The 15821-nt window shown below is 66.4% G+C and carries 18 protein-coding genes; 6 read left to right on the top strand and 12 right to left on the bottom strand.

Annotation, left to right across the window (positions count from 1 at the left end):
• Nucleotides 1-92 precede the first annotated feature (92 nt).
• The 3 genes from ACGFK0_RS00525 to ACGFK0_RS00515 all read right to left on the bottom strand — a co-directional run bounded on the left by ACGFK0_RS00525 (nt 93) and on the right by ACGFK0_RS00515 (nt 1743).
• Entirely contained in the window at nt 93-377 is a 285-nt protein-coding gene (locus ACGFK0_RS00525; protein ID WP_392897932.1) for a hypothetical protein, read from the bottom strand.
• A gap of 390 nt (nt 378-767) precedes the next feature.
• Complete coding sequence (locus tag ACGFK0_RS00520; RefSeq protein WP_392897929.1) at nt 768-1265, bottom strand: hypothetical protein; 498 nt, start codon at nt 1263-1265, stop codon at nt 768-770.
• A 28-nt stretch (nt 1266-1293) separates the two neighbouring features.
• Nucleotides 1294-1743, bottom strand: coding sequence for a hypothetical protein (locus ACGFK0_RS00515; protein WP_392897926.1), 450 nt, complete (start codon nt 1741-1743; stop codon nt 1294-1296).
• A 347-nt stretch (nt 1744-2090) separates the two neighbouring features.
• On the opposite strand from ACGFK0_RS00515, the gene ACGFK0_RS00510 reads away from it, so the two are divergent.
• Nucleotides 2091-3317 carry an ISAs1 family transposase gene (locus ACGFK0_RS00510; protein WP_392897923.1) on the top strand — a complete coding sequence of 409 codons (1227 nt, stop codon included), beginning with the start codon at nt 2091-2093 and terminating at the stop codon, nt 3315-3317.
• Between the two features lie 121 nt (nt 3318-3438).
• Here the strand turns inward: ACGFK0_RS00510 and ACGFK0_RS00505 are convergent, their stop codons facing one another.
• The 4 genes from ACGFK0_RS00505 to ACGFK0_RS00490 all read right to left on the bottom strand — a co-directional run bounded on the left by ACGFK0_RS00505 (nt 3439) and on the right by ACGFK0_RS00490 (nt 7212).
• A complete protein-coding gene (locus tag ACGFK0_RS00505) occupies nt 3439-3939 on the bottom strand; it encodes a hypothetical protein (protein WP_392897920.1) in 501 nt (166 codons plus the stop codon).
• The gene (locus ACGFK0_RS00500; RefSeq protein WP_392897917.1) at nt 3924-4301 is read right to left on the bottom strand and encodes a hypothetical protein; all 378 of its coding nucleotides are present in this window, start codon (nt 4299-4301) and stop codon (nt 3924-3926) included. The genes ACGFK0_RS00505 and ACGFK0_RS00500 overlap by 16 nt, the downstream gene beginning before the upstream one ends.
• 55 nt (nt 4302-4356) lie before the next feature.
• Nucleotides 4357-5931, bottom strand: coding sequence for a hypothetical protein (locus ACGFK0_RS00495; protein ID WP_392897915.1), 1575 nt, complete (start codon nt 5929-5931; stop codon nt 4357-4359).
• A gap of 888 nt (nt 5932-6819) precedes the next feature.
• Nucleotides 6820-7212 carry a VOC family protein gene (locus ACGFK0_RS00490; protein WP_392897912.1) on the bottom strand — a complete coding sequence of 131 codons (393 nt, stop codon included), beginning with the start codon at nt 7210-7212 and terminating at the stop codon, nt 6820-6822.
• A gap of 171 nt (nt 7213-7383) precedes the next feature.
• On the opposite strand from ACGFK0_RS00490, the gene ACGFK0_RS00485 reads away from it, so the two are divergent.
• The 5 genes from ACGFK0_RS00485 (at nt 7384) to ACGFK0_RS00465 (ending at nt 10627) form a co-directional block, all read left to right on the top strand.
• Nucleotides 7384-8001: a TetR/AcrR family transcriptional regulator gene (locus ACGFK0_RS00485; RefSeq protein ID WP_392897909.1), complete on the top strand. Its 618-nt coding sequence runs from the start codon at nt 7384-7386 to the stop codon at nt 7999-8001.
• The gene (locus ACGFK0_RS00480; RefSeq protein ID WP_392897906.1) at nt 7998-8198 is read left to right on the top strand and encodes a ferredoxin; all 201 of its coding nucleotides are present in this window, start codon (nt 7998-8000) and stop codon (nt 8196-8198) included. The genes ACGFK0_RS00485 and ACGFK0_RS00480 overlap by 4 nt, the downstream gene beginning before the upstream one ends.
• Before the next feature lies 1 nt (nt 8199).
• Nucleotides 8200-9471, top strand: coding sequence for a cytochrome P450 (locus ACGFK0_RS00475; RefSeq protein ID WP_392897904.1), 1272 nt, complete (start codon nt 8200-8202; stop codon nt 9469-9471).
• 155 nt (nt 9472-9626) lie between these two features.
• The gene (locus ACGFK0_RS00470) at nt 9627-10061 is read left to right on the top strand and encodes an ATP-binding protein (RefSeq protein ID WP_392897901.1); all 435 of its coding nucleotides are present in this window, start codon (nt 9627-9629) and stop codon (nt 10059-10061) included.
• Nucleotides 10058-10627: a hypothetical protein gene (locus tag ACGFK0_RS00465; protein WP_392897898.1), complete on the top strand. Its 570-nt coding sequence runs from the start codon at nt 10058-10060 to the stop codon at nt 10625-10627. Before ACGFK0_RS00470 ends, ACGFK0_RS00465 begins: the two co-directional genes overlap by 4 nt.
• Before the next feature lie 720 nt (nt 10628-11347).
• On the opposite strand, the gene ACGFK0_RS00460 is transcribed toward ACGFK0_RS00465, so the two are convergent.
• The 5 genes from ACGFK0_RS00460 to ACGFK0_RS00440 all read right to left on the bottom strand — a co-directional run bounded on the left by ACGFK0_RS00460 (nt 11348) and on the right by ACGFK0_RS00440 (nt 15564).
• Nucleotides 11348-11542 carry a DUF397 domain-containing protein gene (locus ACGFK0_RS00460; RefSeq protein WP_392897895.1) on the bottom strand — a complete coding sequence of 65 codons (195 nt, stop codon included), beginning with the start codon at nt 11540-11542 and terminating at the stop codon, nt 11348-11350.
• The gene (locus ACGFK0_RS00455; protein WP_392897892.1) at nt 11539-12420 is read right to left on the bottom strand and encodes a helix-turn-helix domain-containing protein; all 882 of its coding nucleotides are present in this window, start codon (nt 12418-12420) and stop codon (nt 11539-11541) included. Before ACGFK0_RS00455 ends, ACGFK0_RS00460 begins: the two co-directional genes overlap by 4 nt.
• Nucleotides 12421-12852: 432 nt before the next feature.
• Nucleotides 12853-13362, bottom strand: coding sequence for a hypothetical protein (locus ACGFK0_RS00450; protein ID WP_392897889.1), 510 nt, complete (start codon nt 13360-13362; stop codon nt 12853-12855).
• Entirely contained in the window at nt 13362-13808 is a 447-nt protein-coding gene (locus ACGFK0_RS00445; protein WP_392897886.1) for a hypothetical protein, read from the bottom strand. The genes ACGFK0_RS00450 and ACGFK0_RS00445 overlap by 1 nt, the downstream gene beginning before the upstream one ends.
• Nucleotides 13792-15564: a hypothetical protein gene (locus ACGFK0_RS00440; protein WP_392897883.1), complete on the bottom strand. Its 1773-nt coding sequence runs from the start codon at nt 15562-15564 to the stop codon at nt 13792-13794. The genes ACGFK0_RS00445 and ACGFK0_RS00440 overlap by 17 nt, the downstream gene beginning before the upstream one ends.
• Between the last annotated feature and the right edge of the window lie 257 nt (nt 15565-15821).

Below are 15821 nucleotides of genomic sequence, written 5' to 3'. Positions count from 1 at the left end.
GCGCGCCGCCGGCCGCGCCACGAGAGCCAGCGCGGCGGACGCGCCGGCAGCTGCCGGCCCGCCGCCGTCCGGTCGGCGCTGCGGCGGTCGATCTACTCAGGGAGATAGGGGAAGCCGGACCTCCCGATGACCTTGCGGACGTGCACCAGCAGATCGGCCGCCTGCCGCACGAGCGACATGGCCGTGGACCTTCGCGAGTCGAACAGCCGCAGCGCCGCCACCAGCCGGGTGTCCGGATCCAGCAGGGCGGGATGAAGCCCCGCACCGTCATCGGAGGTAGGCGCCGGCGTTGATGATGTCGATCGAAGCGGACCACCCAGGATGGGTGGGATGCCGCTTGGCTGACGCCGCTGCTCGCTGGCCTCGCTGAAGCTCATCCCGTCTCACCCTCCCAACACGCGCGCCAACTCATCCAGCCCCGACCTCGCCCTCCACGCTTCCTCCGGATCGGCCGACTGACCCGACCGCTCGGGTACCCAGCGTTCCATATGCGGGTCACTGCACTCCCGGCCTGCCTCACCTCGGCGTCTTGCCCGCGGCAGGCGGGAGGAGAGCACACGCTGTATGTCGGTGTGGGCGTCGATGATTCCTCGGCCGGAGAGCGCAGGCGCAAGCGACGAGAGGCACCAATCACCCGTGGTCACCGGACCAGACCTCACCAACACGTCGAGCAGGCCAGGTCGACGCCCGCCTGCATGGAATCTCCGATGCCGCGCGAGCCACATCTGTCTTGACCAGCAATCCCACTCCGACGGCCCGTACGTTGCTCACACGTTGCGGGACTCGACTTGCCAGGCCACGCCCCGCTCCCGGGCGATAGCGGCGGAGTCTTTGATGAACCTCTCCAATTCCGCCTCATCGAGATCCTCTTCCGAGACAAGAGCAACGAGCAGGAGGATCTGGGCGCGCATCATGGTCACTTCGTCCACGCCGAATGGCGGACGGCCGTTAAGAGACTTGTCTCCGAGGGAGTAGCGAATGAGGCCTTCAGCAACGCGGGGGTCCAACTCATGCGCATACTCCTCAAGTTGGAGGCGAAGGTCAGCGACATAGCGGATCACCTGCGGGATGGTGTAGGTCGGCGAAAATTTCAGCCGTAGGGCCTCACCAAAAGCGCAGTAGACGAGTAGCGAATATCCGGTGTCAACCTCGTTCTTGATTTCCTCCCCGTACCGCTCCAGCCATTCTTCAGGACCTTCGGCCAGGAACGTGCGCAATGCTGCCAGGTGCATGTCTGTAACATGGCCGGGAAGACTGGCCGTCATTTGGACACCCCTCTGGTAGTTGGCCGTGTCAGCCTATGTGCTCGTCCGCCTCGGCGCGCGCCTTCGCCAGGAAGCTCTCGAGTTCGGCCTCACTGAGGTCGGCTTCGCCGATGAGTGCCGCAAGCAGGAGCACCTGGGTCCCCATCAACGTGTCCCCGTCGATCTTCTGGCTTATCGCCCCCTTGCCGAGCGCAGACAGGAGCACCTGCTCGGCGACACCTGGGTCGAGTTGTTCGGCGGCGACTGGATTGATTTCGCGCTTCGTGGAAATAAAGTCGATGACTTCGCTATTGTTCGCGGCTTTGCCGTTCGTGATGAATCGCCGATCGACGGCCTCGAAGAATGCGGCAGTGATGAGCGTGGTGTAGCCGGTCTGCTCTTCTTCGGTCTCCAATTTATCTAGCCGGCGCACGTACTCGTCCGTCCGCCCCGCAAGCTGGGCCCGCAAGGTGGCGACTTGCTTATCAGTGATCTTCATTTCAGCTCCGCCTGGAGTTCTTGATCTTTTCCTTCGCCTTAACGAGGGCGCCTATGGCCAGGGTGGCGAGCATGATGCCGCCGGTTATGGTATCTGTAGGATTCGCTTGATTCACCTTAGGGCCGGGTGGCAGGGTGGAACGCATTCTCAGATGTTGAGACCGAGGGCGATGAGTGGGTGGGTGAAGTCGTCGCGTGCCCCAGGGCTGATTGCGTTCTCGGATGTTGAGATGGCCGGGGCGAGACGCCAGGTCACGGGATGATCGCGTGAGGCGTGTCCGCAGGCCAGGAGACAACAAGGCCCCGTAGAACGGCGATTGCCTAGATCAATCGTCCTACGGAGCCTCGTTGTTCACGCAGTCTGCCACGCCGTCCGCGTTCTCGTCACTGATCACGGTCATCACCAAGGACACGGCCGGGGAGCACCCGGCCGGGAAGGGCGGTGGTGCGGCCGGCGACGACCTGCTGCAGGTGTGGGCGCAGATTCCCGATCCGCGTGACCGGCGGGGCCGCCGTCACTCGCTGACGGTGATGTTCGCGCTGGTCCAGGCCGCGATCATGTCGGGGGCGGCCACCTGGGCGGCAGTCGGGCACTGGATCGCTGTGGCGCCTGAGCAGGTACTGCACAGCGTGGGCGCACGCCGCAATGCCCGCACCGGCGTGCTGGAGGCTCCCCACCCCGACACGGTGTACCGGACCCTGACCAAGGTCGACCCGGCCCAGGTCGATGCCGCCTATGCCCGCTACCGGGCCGCGCAGGTACCCGCTTTGCACGGCGACGATGAACTGATCGGCCTCACTGTGGACGGCAAGTCCCAGCGCGGCACCGCCACCGGTGACGGCCGGGCCCGGCACCGCCTGGGTGCGATGCTGGCCGCCGACGCCGTCACGCTCGCGCAACTGGACGTGGACGGCAAGAGCAACGAGATCACCGCGTTCGTTCCGCTGCTGGACCAGATCGACGACATCACCAACATGGTGGTCAGCGCCGACATGATGCATACCCAGCGTGACCACGTTCGCTACCTGCGCAGCCGAAACGCCCACTTCGTGTTCCCGGTCGGCGGGAACCAGCCGGGCCTGTTCGACCAGCTCGACCAGTTGCCGTGGAACGATGTTCCGTCCGGGTGGACCACCTACGACCGCGGCCACGGCCACCAGGAGATCCGCACCATCCAGGTGATGCCCGCCCCCAGCAGGATCAGATTCCCCCATGTCAAGCAGGTGTTCCTGGTCGAACGCCACTTCTCCGGCCTGGACGGCAGCCCTCTGTCGGCCCAGGCGGTGCTCGGCGTCGCCAGCCTGACCGCCGCCCAAGCCAGCCCCCGGCGGCTGGCCGGTTTCGTCCGCGGCGAATGGGCGATCGAGAACCGCGATCATTACGTCCGGGATGTGACACTGGGTGAAGACCGGTGCCGCGTGCGGACCGGCGCACTGCCCTCGGTCCTGGCGGTCATACGCAGCCATGGCATCAGCGCACTACGCCTGCTCGGCTTCACCAACATCGCCGAAGGAACCCGCTGGGCACGCGACGCCTTCACCCACCCACTCATCGCCCTCGGTCTCAACATTTGAGAATGCAATCAGCCCTGTCCAACAGATGACGCTGCCGTCCGCCTGCTGGAATCTCCGATCCGACGCCGCACGAACACACCCGTCTTTGGGTGGGCTTCCCATTCCGAATGTTCGTATCTACTCAGACGTTGCGGGGTTCCCCTTGCCGGGCTGCAATCCATTCTCTGGCAAAGTCGGCGGAGTCTTTAATGAACTCCTCCAAGCCTGCGTCATCAAGGTTCGCCTCGTGCAGCAAGGTATCGAGAATCGCGGCCTCGGCGCCGATCGTGGTCTCAGCGTCCGGCGGAACATAGGACTCAGCGGTAGGGTTCCCCAGTGCCTCGAGAATCAACTGCTCGGCCACGCGAGGATGGATCGGGCTCACGTCTCGTCCGTACCCGATGCGCATGTCCGCGACGAAGCGGATTACATCAGGGGCCGAGTAGGTCGGCGAAAACTTCCGCCACACCGCAACTCTGAACGCTCCATACAGAATCACGGTGTGGGCGATCGCTTCCTCCTCAGACTCCGCGACCTGGAACGGCCGCCAGGCACCGGCTTCTCCCTTGAGAAGCGAACGTAGCGCCGCAACGTGCTCGTCCCTCAGTTCGACACCCGTGCAGTCGATTACTGGGAAAGCCATTGATCCGCTGTCCCGCGTGCCTGCGCGAGAAAGGCATCAAGTTCTTCGTCGCTGAATCCCTCGTCGGAGATCATCGCGGCCAACAGGAACATCTCGTGACCGAGAACGGTATCGTCGTCGAGGTCATCGATCTCGCCTTTGTCGAGCGCGGCGAGGAGAATTCGCTCGGCGATCGCCGGATCGAGTGTCGCGGCCGTATCCTCGTTCACCGAGCGTACTGCGGCGACGAAGTCGATTACCTCGGCATCAGGCACGTACTTACCGTTCCTGATGAAGCGTCGTTCGGCCGCCTCAAAGAAAGCGGCACCTATAAGCATGGAATAGCCGGTATTGGCCTCGGCGGGGTCCAGTTGGTCGAGCATACGAAGGTATTCTTCAGTCTGTCCTGCAAGTTGGGCTCGCAGCGTACTTATCTGATCATCCGTTACCGCCATGGCGCCTTTCCAGAAGCTCGCTTACCTTGACCTTGCTCGCACCGTAGACCCGCTGACCCGCCTTGACGAGCACTATCGTGCCAATGGCCAAGCCGATAGCCCCGTTGCCCAGCTTCATATTATGCTGCGGCATCGTAAAGTTGGGAACATCCCGGCCGGTAGTCGTTTGCAGTGGACCAGGCGGATGGTCGTCCAGGAAACTGCCGATCTTGTTGCCGAGCTTCTTGCTGACGTCGGTAGCATTCTCGGTCTCCCTGCCGATTCGTCGCCTGACCCGCTCTGAACGCCTGGTTCTGTCGGGGTCAGGCTCGCGGAGGTCTTGGTTCTCGGCATCGTCCTCAGCGTTGCGCAGTTCGCCACGTCCGGGCGTTAGGTCCGTGATGCGATCGGGGAGATCGCGGTATTTGTTTGGTTCGTCTTCTGTGGTGGCCGGGGTTCCCGGCCGGTCTTCGGCATTCCTATCACGGCGCTCGAGCTGGTTGCCGGGCATCTGCTCGTTGAACTGAACGATCGGGGACACCCAGCGTGTGACGCCTTCCTCCGACGCCGGTAGCCAGGCGACCCGGACTTGAGGGGCGTCCCCCGGTTCAGGGTTGTCGGAGGCGCGAACCGGGGCTTCGGCGGCCTGCGGTGTTTCGCTGCCGCCGTTCTGTTGGTCGGCGGGAGCGGGCTCGTCCTGCGGAGTGTGGTCGTGACCGGCCGGTTCGTTGTCGGCCTGGGGTTTCTGTTCGTTGCCGGCTTCCCCTCGAAACTCGTTCCCGTCGTCGCCGGGCACGCGGCCGTCCTGTTGGGGGAGTGGCTGATGGTCCCGGTCTTGAGGAGCCTCGGTCTCCGCTTCGCGGTCGTCCGGCCGGTCGCGCTCGCCTGGTGATTCCTGGTCGGCCTCGCCTGTCTCCTGGCGGGGAGGTTCGTCGCCGGGCCCGTCCGGTTGTTTGCTCTCGCCAGGCTCCGGTTCGGTTTCGACGGTCATCGGCCGCTCTTCGGCGGTCCACGGTTCGGCTGGTGCGTCCTGGCTCTCGTCGGAGGGTCCGTCGGAGGAGGACTCGGTCTTGTCATCCCGGAGTTCTCCGCGCGGTTCCGCGCCCGTCTCCGGAGCAAGCTCGCCGATGTCCGTTGAGTAAGGCTGCCCGTCGCGTCCGTCTGGCTGTGCCTGTCCGGTCTCGGATTCGGGGCGGTCGCTCTCCCGCTCGCGCTCGCCGCCCTCGGCCTCGGCGTCACGTGTGGTCTCGCCGTTGCCCGACGTCCTCTCCGGGGCCTTCGGCTCGGCCTGGGCGTCCTGCCGGTCGTCGGCGGGTTCGGCGGAGGAAGGCTCGCCCTTGTCCTTCTCGCGTTCGTCGGGCTGCTCGGTGCCGGTGTCCTGCGTGTCGGTCTGCTGGGTTGCGGTCTCGGCGCGGCGGGCCTCCTGGGCTTCGCGGGCGGCGCGGAGGCTTTCCAGGCGGGACGGCTGGCCGGGCGACCCGGGCCGGTCGGGAGGCGGCGCCGGCGGGCGGTCCTCGGCCGGTGGTTTCTCGACGTTCTCCGCGCGGGTATCGGTCCCGCCGGGCCGGTCGATGCCCACGCTTCTGGTCCTCTCCGCCGGGGGAACGGAACTCCGTCATCCGCTATGAATCTGACAGCGGACTTATCGCCCTTTTCGCTACATGTTGGACATGCATCCGAGGGGCGTGCGGGGTCGACCTCCGGAGGCGCCACCGCCCATGTAATCGCGAACGTTCCGGATATGCACGTTCACGACTCGGACGGTCACACCCCGCTCATTCGAGTCAGCGGCAGGGGGTGGCAGGAAGTGAGTCGTCCGCGCGAAAACGCGGACTGCGTGCGACGGTTTGCGTGCGGACGCACTGATATCCAGCGAATACGGCGACCACCGTCGCTGTGGCATCGGCCGCCTACTTCCCCGGACGCGTCAGATGGGCGCAGACGCAGGCGGCGGCCCATGCCGTCGAAAGCGTGTCACTCGGTTCAATCCGACGATGACGAGATCACGATCGCGGACCGCCGTACTACGAAGACGCGATCAAGATCGCGTCGGAGTTCGTCGAGGTCGTATGGCAGGACTGCGCGCAACGATGCCGCTCCTCACCGGTCGGCCAGACCAGATCCGACCGGTTCTACCCGGGCGGCCGACGTTGAGCCTTCGTCGCCCGGTGCAGGGATCCGGACGTTCAGCCCGCGAATGTCCGAACCGTGCACGCTCCGCTCGACCTTCATGCCGTGCGCTGCGGGATCTGATGAACGGGCGCCCGCGCCAGGAGCGCGAGCCGCGCGAGTAGGGCATCTCGGATGACGCATGGCCTTAGAGCTCATAACAGAATGGTTGGCGGTCGAACTCGTACCAGAGAGTGGTGGCGGCGCGGGGGAGCGGCGAGCGTATCCAGGTGGCGCCCATCGCCGGAGTGCTTCCGCGCAGCGCCGGACGGTAAGGGCCGTCCGGCCTTGATCCGGATCAGGTAGCCTCCGCGTCTCCAGGCAGGTAGTCGGCCCGTCCCTCGTCATCGAGGTCGAACAAGCCTTTGGGGATGACGCAGAACTCGTTTCCCTCGGGATCGGCCATGACGAGGAAACCTCCAGGGGCGTACTCGGTCAGCCGCCGTCCGCCCAGGGCCTCCACTCTGGCCTGTTCGGCTGCCGGGTCCTCCGATGCCAGATCCAGGTGTAGTCGGTTCTTCCCAGTCTTGGAGTGGCTGGCACGCTGGAAACCCACGCCCAACCCGTCCCTGCGCTCTAGCCAGACGTACGGTCCGGAACGCGCGACTACCGGGCGGTCAAGCAGCTCGCTCCAGAAGGCCGCCAGCCGATCCGGGTCTGCGGAGTCGACGATCACGCAGTTGATCTCCATGGCCACAACCTGCCACCAGGAAGAGATTCGAACAACCTTCGCGGGGTCAGTGGTCGAGGCGTCGCCAGCAGATGGTGGCTGCGGCCAGGGTCAGCGCCGTGGGGCGGAGCAGCCGGCGCAGGCGTCGCCGGGGGGCTTGACCCATCAAATGAACGGTCATTTAATTCCTTCATGGGACGTATCGCGGGCGTCACCGCCGCGGAGACGCGGGAGCGGCTGCTGCGCGCCGCGGCCGACGCGTTCGCGGAGCACGGGTACGACGGGACGCGTGTCGCCGACATCGCCCGGGCGGCAGCCGTGAGCAACGGCGCGCTCTACGCCCACTTCGGCTCCAAGGCGGAGCTGCTGGTGGCGGCTTTGCGAGTGCACGGGCGGCGGATGCTCGACGAGCTGTTCGCCGCCGATCCGGACCGTCCGGTCACCGAGCTGCTGCTCACCGCCGGGCGGTGGCTTCCCCGTCGCCGCGACGCCGCCGGATCCCTGATCGTGGAGGCGCTCGTCGCCGCCCGCCGCGACGAGGACGTCGCCCGGCCCATGCGCGACTACGTGGGCGAACGCGGCGACTGGCTCACCGGGCTGGTCCGCGTCGCGCAGGCCGGGAACGAGTTCGACGCCGCCGTTTCACCGAACGCGCTCGCCCACCTGTGCCTCCTGCTGGGGATGGGCAGCGCACTCATCACGCCGGACATGCACGCGGTCGGGGACGAGGAGTGGTCCGCGCTCCTCACCCGGATCGCGGCCGCGCTCGCGCCGCCTGCCCCCACGGCACAGACGGGAGGAACACAGTGAAGGTACAGATCGACCCCGAGCGCTGCCAGGGACATGGCCGCTGCTACGACCTGGCCCCCGACCTGTTCGGCGAGGACGACGAGGGCTACGGGACGGTCCTCGGCGATGGCGCCGTGGCACCGGACGGAGAGCCGAGCGCCCGCCGGGCGGTCGCCAACTGCCCCGAACGGGCGATCGACGTCCTCAAGGAAGGGTGACATGACCGCCGACGACCGCTTCGACAGGGGCTTCGAGGAGATGCGCGAGAGCCGCCCCACCGGCACCCGCAACGAGATCATCACCGGCCCCGTCGCGGACTGGACGACCGACTTCTCCCATCTCGAACCAGAATGGGCGGCCGACCCGTATCCGATCCAGGACGACCTGCGGCAGCGCTGCCCGTTCGCCCGCACCGAGCGGTTCGGCGGCGGCTGGCTGCCCACGCGGCACGAGGACGTCGCGGCGATCGCCTACGACACCGAGCACTTCTCGTCTCGGTCGATCATCATGAGCAACTTCCGGCCGCCGCGGGAGATCGCGCCGGTGGGCGGGGTGCCGCCGATCTCGTCCGACCCGCCGTTCCACCGCGACGCGCGCAGGCTGCTGCTCCCGGCGTTCACCAAGTCCGCAGTCGGGAGGCTGGAGCCGGCGACCAGGGCGTTCTGCCACGCGCTCATCGACTCCTTCGAAGGCCGTGACGTCGTCGACGCCGCACACGAGTACGCCCAGCACATCCCGATGCGGGTCATCGCGGACATGCTCGGCTTTGCGCAGGAGGACGGGCCGCGGTTCCGCCGGTTCGTCGAGAACGCGCTCGAAGGCGTCAACCTGCCGCCCGAGGAGCGCCTCGAGCGGATGGAGCAGCTGTTCGACTACCTGCACGTCCAGATCCGCGACCACGTCGAGAACCCGCGCGACGACCTCACCACCTACCTCATCGACGCCGAGATCTACGGCCGCAAGCTCGAACCGTCCCATGTCGCGGGGACGATGGCGCTGCTGCTCATCGCGGGCATCGACACCACGTGGAGCGCGATCGGCGCCTCCCTGTGGCACCTGGCGAAGACACCGGCCGACCGCGAGCGACTCGTCGCGGACCCTCGCCTGGTGCCGACCGCGATGGAGGAATTCCTTCGCGCCTACGCGCCGGTCACGATGGCGCGGCTCGTCAAAGACGACATGCACTGGCGCGGCGTGGACATGAAGGCCGACGACTGGGTGCTGCTGTCGTTCCCGTCCGCCAACCGCGACCCGGCGCAGTTCGACCGGGCGGACGAGGTCGTGATCGACCGGGAGGTCAACCGGCACTCCGCGTTCGGCCTCGGCATCCACCGCTGCGTCGGCTCCCACCTGGCCCGCATGGAACTCCGCGTCGCCCTCGACGTGTGGCTCCAACGGATCCCGGCCTTCACCCTGGACGACCCGTCCGCGGTGACGTGGTCCGCGGGACAGGTCCGCGGGCCGCGCACCCTCCCCGTCCGCATCACCTGAACGTTCGGATCCCGCACGCTCAGGCCGGTCGAGGTTCGGCCCCTGGGTGTGCGAATCAGCGGCCCGACTAGGCTTTTCGCGTGTGCGTGCCGGTTCGTGCTGTGACGATGAACACGCACGATGACGAACCGGCTACCACGCGCTGAGGAACCCTCATGTCGTACCCGATACCCCTCCCGTCCGCCCCCGCGAGCGCGCAGCGCTGGCGCCGCGCCTTCCCCGGCGAACTCGACCAGGCCCGCGCCGCCCGCCGCTTCACCGCCGCCCTCCTCGCCGGCCGCCCCGAGCTGGACGAGGTGCTCCTGACCGTGGACGAACTCGTGGTGAACGCGCTGCGGCACACCAAGTCCGGCCAGCCCGGCGGCACCTTCACCGTCGAGATCGCCCACTGGGACGGCGCGGTCACCGTCGCCGTCACCGACGAGGGCGCCCCCTCCGAACCCGCCGTCAGCGACGCGGCCGACGACGCCGAATCCGGCCGGGGCCTGCGCACCGTGTCGCTGCTGGCGTCCGGCTGGGGCTGGTTCGGCAACGACCGGTCCCGCACCGTGGCCGCGCTCTTCTCCGCGCCCCTGAGCGAGGCGGCGTGAGCGGCCGCGACCTGCGCGAATGGACCGTCGCCCAGGTCCGCTCCGCCATGACCGCCGCCATGCGCACCGACCCGAACGCCCTCGACGCGCTCGCCGAGAAGAACGCCGCCGCCCTCGACCCCTACAGCTCGTCGTTCCTGCGGACGGGACGGATGCTGACGCTGGCGACGTCCGCCGCGCTCACCACCGTCCTGACCGCCCACCGGTACGGACGCGACCGCTACGACCGCCTCGTCTGCCTGGCCTGCGGCATCGACCGCTGCCGGACGGTCCGGTGCATCTCCGACGTCCTGACTGCCTACGCCCTCCAGGTGGAACCGGTCGACCGCCCCGAAGCCTGGCGCCGCGCCGACGCCTGGTACACCCGCACCGCCGGCCACCCCGTCCTTCTGTCCATCGAGCCCTTCGACGAGGGCTTCATCGCCCGCCCCGGAACCCCGCCGCCCGAGGCCCCCGACAACGTCCTCATCATCGACCGCAACACCGGCACCCTGCCCCTCTGGCCCGCCTACGACCCCGACACTCTCGCGCCGCAGTACCGCACCTACAAACGCGGCGAACTCTGACCACCTGACAGCGCCCGCTTACCCGCCACGGCCACCTATGCTGACCTGCGCGGCCGGTCGCATCCCCATCCCAGGGGTGGATCTCCCACGCCGGTGTACCGGACGACCTGCAGCTGGAGAACGCGCGGGCGCTCGCTCCGGGTGTTGATGGAGGGACGAGGCGTTCCTTACAGACCCCGCCGTCCACCGAGGACGACGAGTGGGGGAGCTCCGGCTGGACGGTTGAGGAACTGAACGCCGCGCTAGGTACCCCGCATGGTGATCTGAAGCGGCGGAATCTCGTCTCCGACCTGCTGGTCACGCGTTTCGCTGCCTATCGGCAGGCCGTCAGCGGCGACGCCGACGCCATCATCCCTCCTGCACGGATACGTTGCGACGGTGGTCAGGCTCCTCTACGTCGACGGCTACCAGGTCCTCGCCGTCACCGACGGCGGCCGCACCGTCGCCATGGACCTGCGCTCCTGAGCGAGCAGTTCCTGGGAGGCGGCGGCTGATGGCGCCGGTCAGCTCGGCCCGGCGCCGTAAGGTCGTGGACGCGCCGCCGTGGAACCGTGCCGCAGGCCGGCCTCGACCATTTCGCGGTGGGGCGCGGAGGGTTTGAAACCGCGAGCCGCCGGGAGAAGGCTCGGGTCTTTCGGAGACGTGGGCGTGGACGTCCTCGGAAATGTCAGCGGCCTTGGGGCAAGTTGGTTCGTCCCAAGACCGCAGATATTGGGAGGATCAGGGGACGTCGGAACGGATCATGTGGAGGAACTTCCGCCATTCCTCTCTGGTGAACTCCAGAGTGGGACCGTTGCCGTGAAGCTTGGTATCGCGGACACCGATCGTGCCGTCCGTCGCCTGGCCCGCTTCGATGCAGTGGCCGTTGGGTTCACTGTGGCGTGACTTGCGCCAGGCGTTGAAGTCCTTGGTCATGTACCCGATCCTGTCTGGTCGGTGAGCCGGTTGGCCACCTGATCCAGGAAGGCGATGCTGTCTTCTGTGGATAGCGCGGCCTCCCGGAGGCGGTCGTACCTCCCGGTATACCGTGCCACCTCGCCTCGCTGTGTCAGGACGAGGTCAGTGGTGACTGTGTCGACGATCGCCATGGGTGGGTCGCCTGGCTCCGCGAAGGTGTAGAGGTAGAAGGACGACTTCGGGAGGAAGCCTCCAGGGATGCGGGCGTTGTGCATCAGCACGCGGACCGTGATCCGCTCTTCTTCCGAGACCGTCGCAATCATGTGCCGGAGTTGGGTGGCCATGACCTCCCGTGGTACTCCCAACCTATGGATCACAGACTCGTCCAGGACGGTCTCGTAGGACGGTCCATCTGGACGGAGTAGCTCTCGCTGCCGCTTCTCGCGGGCTTCGGCCATCCGCCCCGGTTGATAGTCGAGCGTTTGTTGGCTCTCGTCTAGCTTGACGAGAGCGTCGATGAACGAGCGGCACTGCAGGGCGCCGGGCATCGCCGACTGGTCATAGCTACGAACGGTGTCGGCGTTGTACTCGAGGTCGGCTGCGAGCTTTTGGCGGGGACCCATGGAGACGCCGTACTTGTCCCACCAGCCTTTATGCGCGGCCTCGCGGGCGAGCTGGAGCAGCCTGTCGTACTGGCTGCCGGTGATCTCGAGAACCTCCAGCATGTTCATGATCTCAGCCAGGTCCGGGCGGCTCTGGGCGTTCTCCAGCCGAGAGATCTTCGTGCGGGAGTAGTACATGAGCCGGGCGAGGCCATCGGTGGTGAGGCCACGGCTCTCGCGGAGCTTGCGGATCTCGGCCGCCAGTCGCCGGCGGCGGACGTAGGGGCTCGGCATGGCCGTCCTCCCGATATCGCGTCAGTCACGACCTGTTCGTATCAATGACTCTCTGTGTTCGACCACTATCGAGCAATCATAAGGTCACGCTCGGTCAAACACTCGACACGACAACGCCCTAGTCGATATCAGCACGTGCGCCTTTCGCACGTGACGGATTCGCTCGGTCGAAACTGGCGGAAACCTCAAGAAATGAACCCATAATATCCAGATGTCCGGATTCACGAGCACGTATGCCACATTCCCACTCGACCAGTCCCACCGTCCCGGCGAAGGTGGTCAGATGGATGCGCCGAAGGCTGAGTCGCCCGCCTGCAAAGCGCGCTGGAGCGCGAACGTGGCATCGGCTGAAGCGCAAGCGATGTCCTGTCCCTGGACCCCCGAGAGCGACCCGTGCGACCGAGTGTTCCGGCTCGATCCCGGACGGGCGGGCTACGGCGACGCTTGGCCGACGACACCTGCGGATCTGGCCCGCTGCGCGGCGAGCCACTTTTGTGTGTAAGTCGTGGCGTCCTCGATGAACTGTTCCAGACCCGCCCGGTCGAAATCCGCTTCGCCGACCAGGGCCAGCAGGATGTAGACCTCGGTGTTCAGGACGGCTTTCAAATCGTCGGGCCCACCGTCCCTCAACGGAGGGGCGTCGACGGCGCGGCGAATCATGTCCTCGGCGACGAGAGTGTTGATCAGGTCAGCGTCTTCCTCAGCCCTGATCCGCAGGTTGGCGACGAAGCGGACGATCTCACCAACGGTGTAGGTCGGTGAGAACCTTCGGCGCACCGAGACGTTGAACGCTCCGTAGAGCAGCGACATGTAACCGGCCGCGGTCTCGTCGTCCTTCTGGATATCGTCTTGCAGGGGCACCCATGCCTGCGGTCCCTCCAGCAGGAAGGCCCGTAACGCCAGGATGTTCTCCTCGCGAACCTCAACAGCCGAGAAATCCATTACCCGATCAAGTCGTTGGCGAGTGAACGGGCACTGAGCAGGAAGGCGTCCAGTTCATTTTCGGTGAACTGTCTTTCGCCCACCAGGGTGGCGAGCAAGACAATTTGATGGCCGAGTTTTGTTTCTGCGTCGGCATCGACCATCGACCCCTTGCCGAGCAAGTGAAGGATCATGCTTTCGGCGATCTCCGGATTGATGACTTCCGGTGCCTCGTCGTCGCCTTCTCTTGCTTGTGCTACAAAATCAATGACATCTGATTTGTCCGCCATCTCCCCGCCCTTGATGAAGCGTTGCTCGGCCGCCTCAATAAAGGCAGCTGTGACCAGCGCTGAATAGCCCACATTAGCTTCTTCCGGGTCGAGTTGGCTCAGCAGGCGACGATGTTCGGTGATATTTCCTTTCAGTTGTGCACGCAACGTGGCAATCTGCTCATCGGTTACGGGCATCTTCGCTTCCTCTCACTTTCCGCATCATTTTAATTCCAAAGCGGCCCGCTTCGGACAAGACTATTACGGCGCCCACGGCTCCCACTAGGGCGTTCCCCGACTTTATCTGTTGGTCAACGGGTTTGATTTGATCATAATTGTTACGAGCTCCCGCCAGTTGACCAGTTGGCTGGACTCGCTCAAGCTTGTTTTGAGCGGGTTCAGCGAACTTATCTGCCGCGCTCCTCGTGTCATCTGCCTTGGCGAGGAAGCTACGATAGAAATCACGACTGCGAGATCGGCGCTCGGGGTCGGATTCAGCGAGGTCACGGCTGGCGGGATCGTCCTCAGGTCGGCGGGGTTCGTCGTGGTCTGGGGTGTCGTTTCCGTTATCGCGGGATGGTGGGATGGGTCGGCCGTCGCTGTCGACGGGAATGGTGATATGCCCTTGGAATCGTCTGGGCTCCTCCTCTATTTCTGTGGTGTTTGCTTCGTTAGGGGCCAGCTCTCTGCCGGGTTCTTCCGTTTCGCCGGATTGACCTGTGTCGCGGTCTGGTGGGTTGTTCTGATCGGCGGGTTCGCTGCTTTCCGGCTCCTCGGCTTTCCTATCACGGTCGTCGTCTTGGTCGCCGTGAAGTTCCGGTGTTCCTGGGGCCTGATCTGCTTCTTGCGGCGCAGCCGGGGTGTTGTCGGTGGTGTGGCGGTCGCCTGGTTCGCCGTCTTGGGCGCCGGTGGCGGTGTCGTTGCCGGGAGAGGCGGGTTGCTCGGCTGATTCGGGTCGCGTTGGGTGACCGCCGTCGGGTGGCCCGTCGGCGATCTGCGGGTTCTGTTCGGGGTCTCGCGCTGGTTCGGCGGGACGCTCCCGGGTTTCCGGCTCGTCGGCTGCGGGGTCGCCGGGTACATCGGTGCCGATCGTGCTGTTGGCAGGGGTACCGGCGTCTCGGGGGTGGGTCTGCGCGCCGGTCTCGTCCTGCCTGGTGGCCTCGCCGGACTCGGGACCGCCCTCGTCGGCCTCCGGCCGGTCTGCTTCATGCTCGCCACCGGCGGCTTCGGCCTTGCCCGCTGCCGGTGTGCTCACACCGTCGTCTTGGGACTGTGCCGAGGCGGGCTGGTCGTCGCGGTCTTGTAGCGGCTCGCTGCTGGTGTCGGTGCCTTCGGTCTGCCGCGACGCGTTCTCAAGCTGGGCTTCGCGGGCGCGGGCGATGCTTTCGCGGCGGGACGGCTGGCCGGGGGAGCCGGGGTTGTCGGGCGGCGGCGTCCATTGCCGTTCGGATGAGGTGGGTTTGTCCGCGGTTTCGGTGCGGGTGTCGGTGCCCTGGTCGGTGGACGTGGTCTGGGGGCGGTCGCGGTCGCCGGATGTGCCGGTGTCGGCCTTGCCGTCGGCCGGAGTGCGGTCGTCCTGGGAGTGCGGTTGCTGTTCACGCCCGTCCCGCCGGCCGCCCTGCCCGGTCTCGGGCCTGCCGTCGTCGCGGTCGTGCTCCTCGTCCTCGGCTTCGGGTTCGCGGGATGTCTCGGCCTTCTCGTTCTGGCTGCCGATCTGTGGTGAGGCGGGTTTGTCGTCGCGTTCCTGGGGCGGCTTGGGGCTGGTGTCGGTGCCTTGGGACGGCTGCGGCGACCCGTTCTCCATCTGGGCCTGGCGGGCGCGGGCGATGCTTTCGCGGCGGGACGGCTGGCCGGGGGAGCCGGGGTTGTCGGGCGGCGGGGTGTAGGGCCGGTCTCGGGACGTGGGCTTGTCGGTGGTTTCGGTGCGGGTGTCGGTCCCGGTGTTGTCTTCCACGCCCACGCTGGCGGCCCTTTCCCTGGGGGGTGCGAACCCGTCCGCCAGGGGGTCGGCCGGACGGTTCGCCGGGCGTGTGCCTTGACGCGCGGGGCTGACGCCGGGCCACACCAGCCCCCATGAAATCGCGCACGTGCGAACTTTGCACGTGCGCGCACAAGCGATCCGACACCGCACACACGAACCGCTCCGTGCTACGGCTGCTGTGCCATGACCTCGTCCCCCAACGGCACTGAATCCAGGTTGGTCGATGGTTC

The organism is Spirillospora sp. NPDC048823, assembly GCF_043198445.1.
Taxonomy (GTDB): Bacteria; Actinomycetota; Actinomycetes; order Streptosporangiales; family Streptosporangiaceae; genus Spirillospora.
This window is presented reverse-complemented; position numbering and strand designations above follow the sequence as displayed.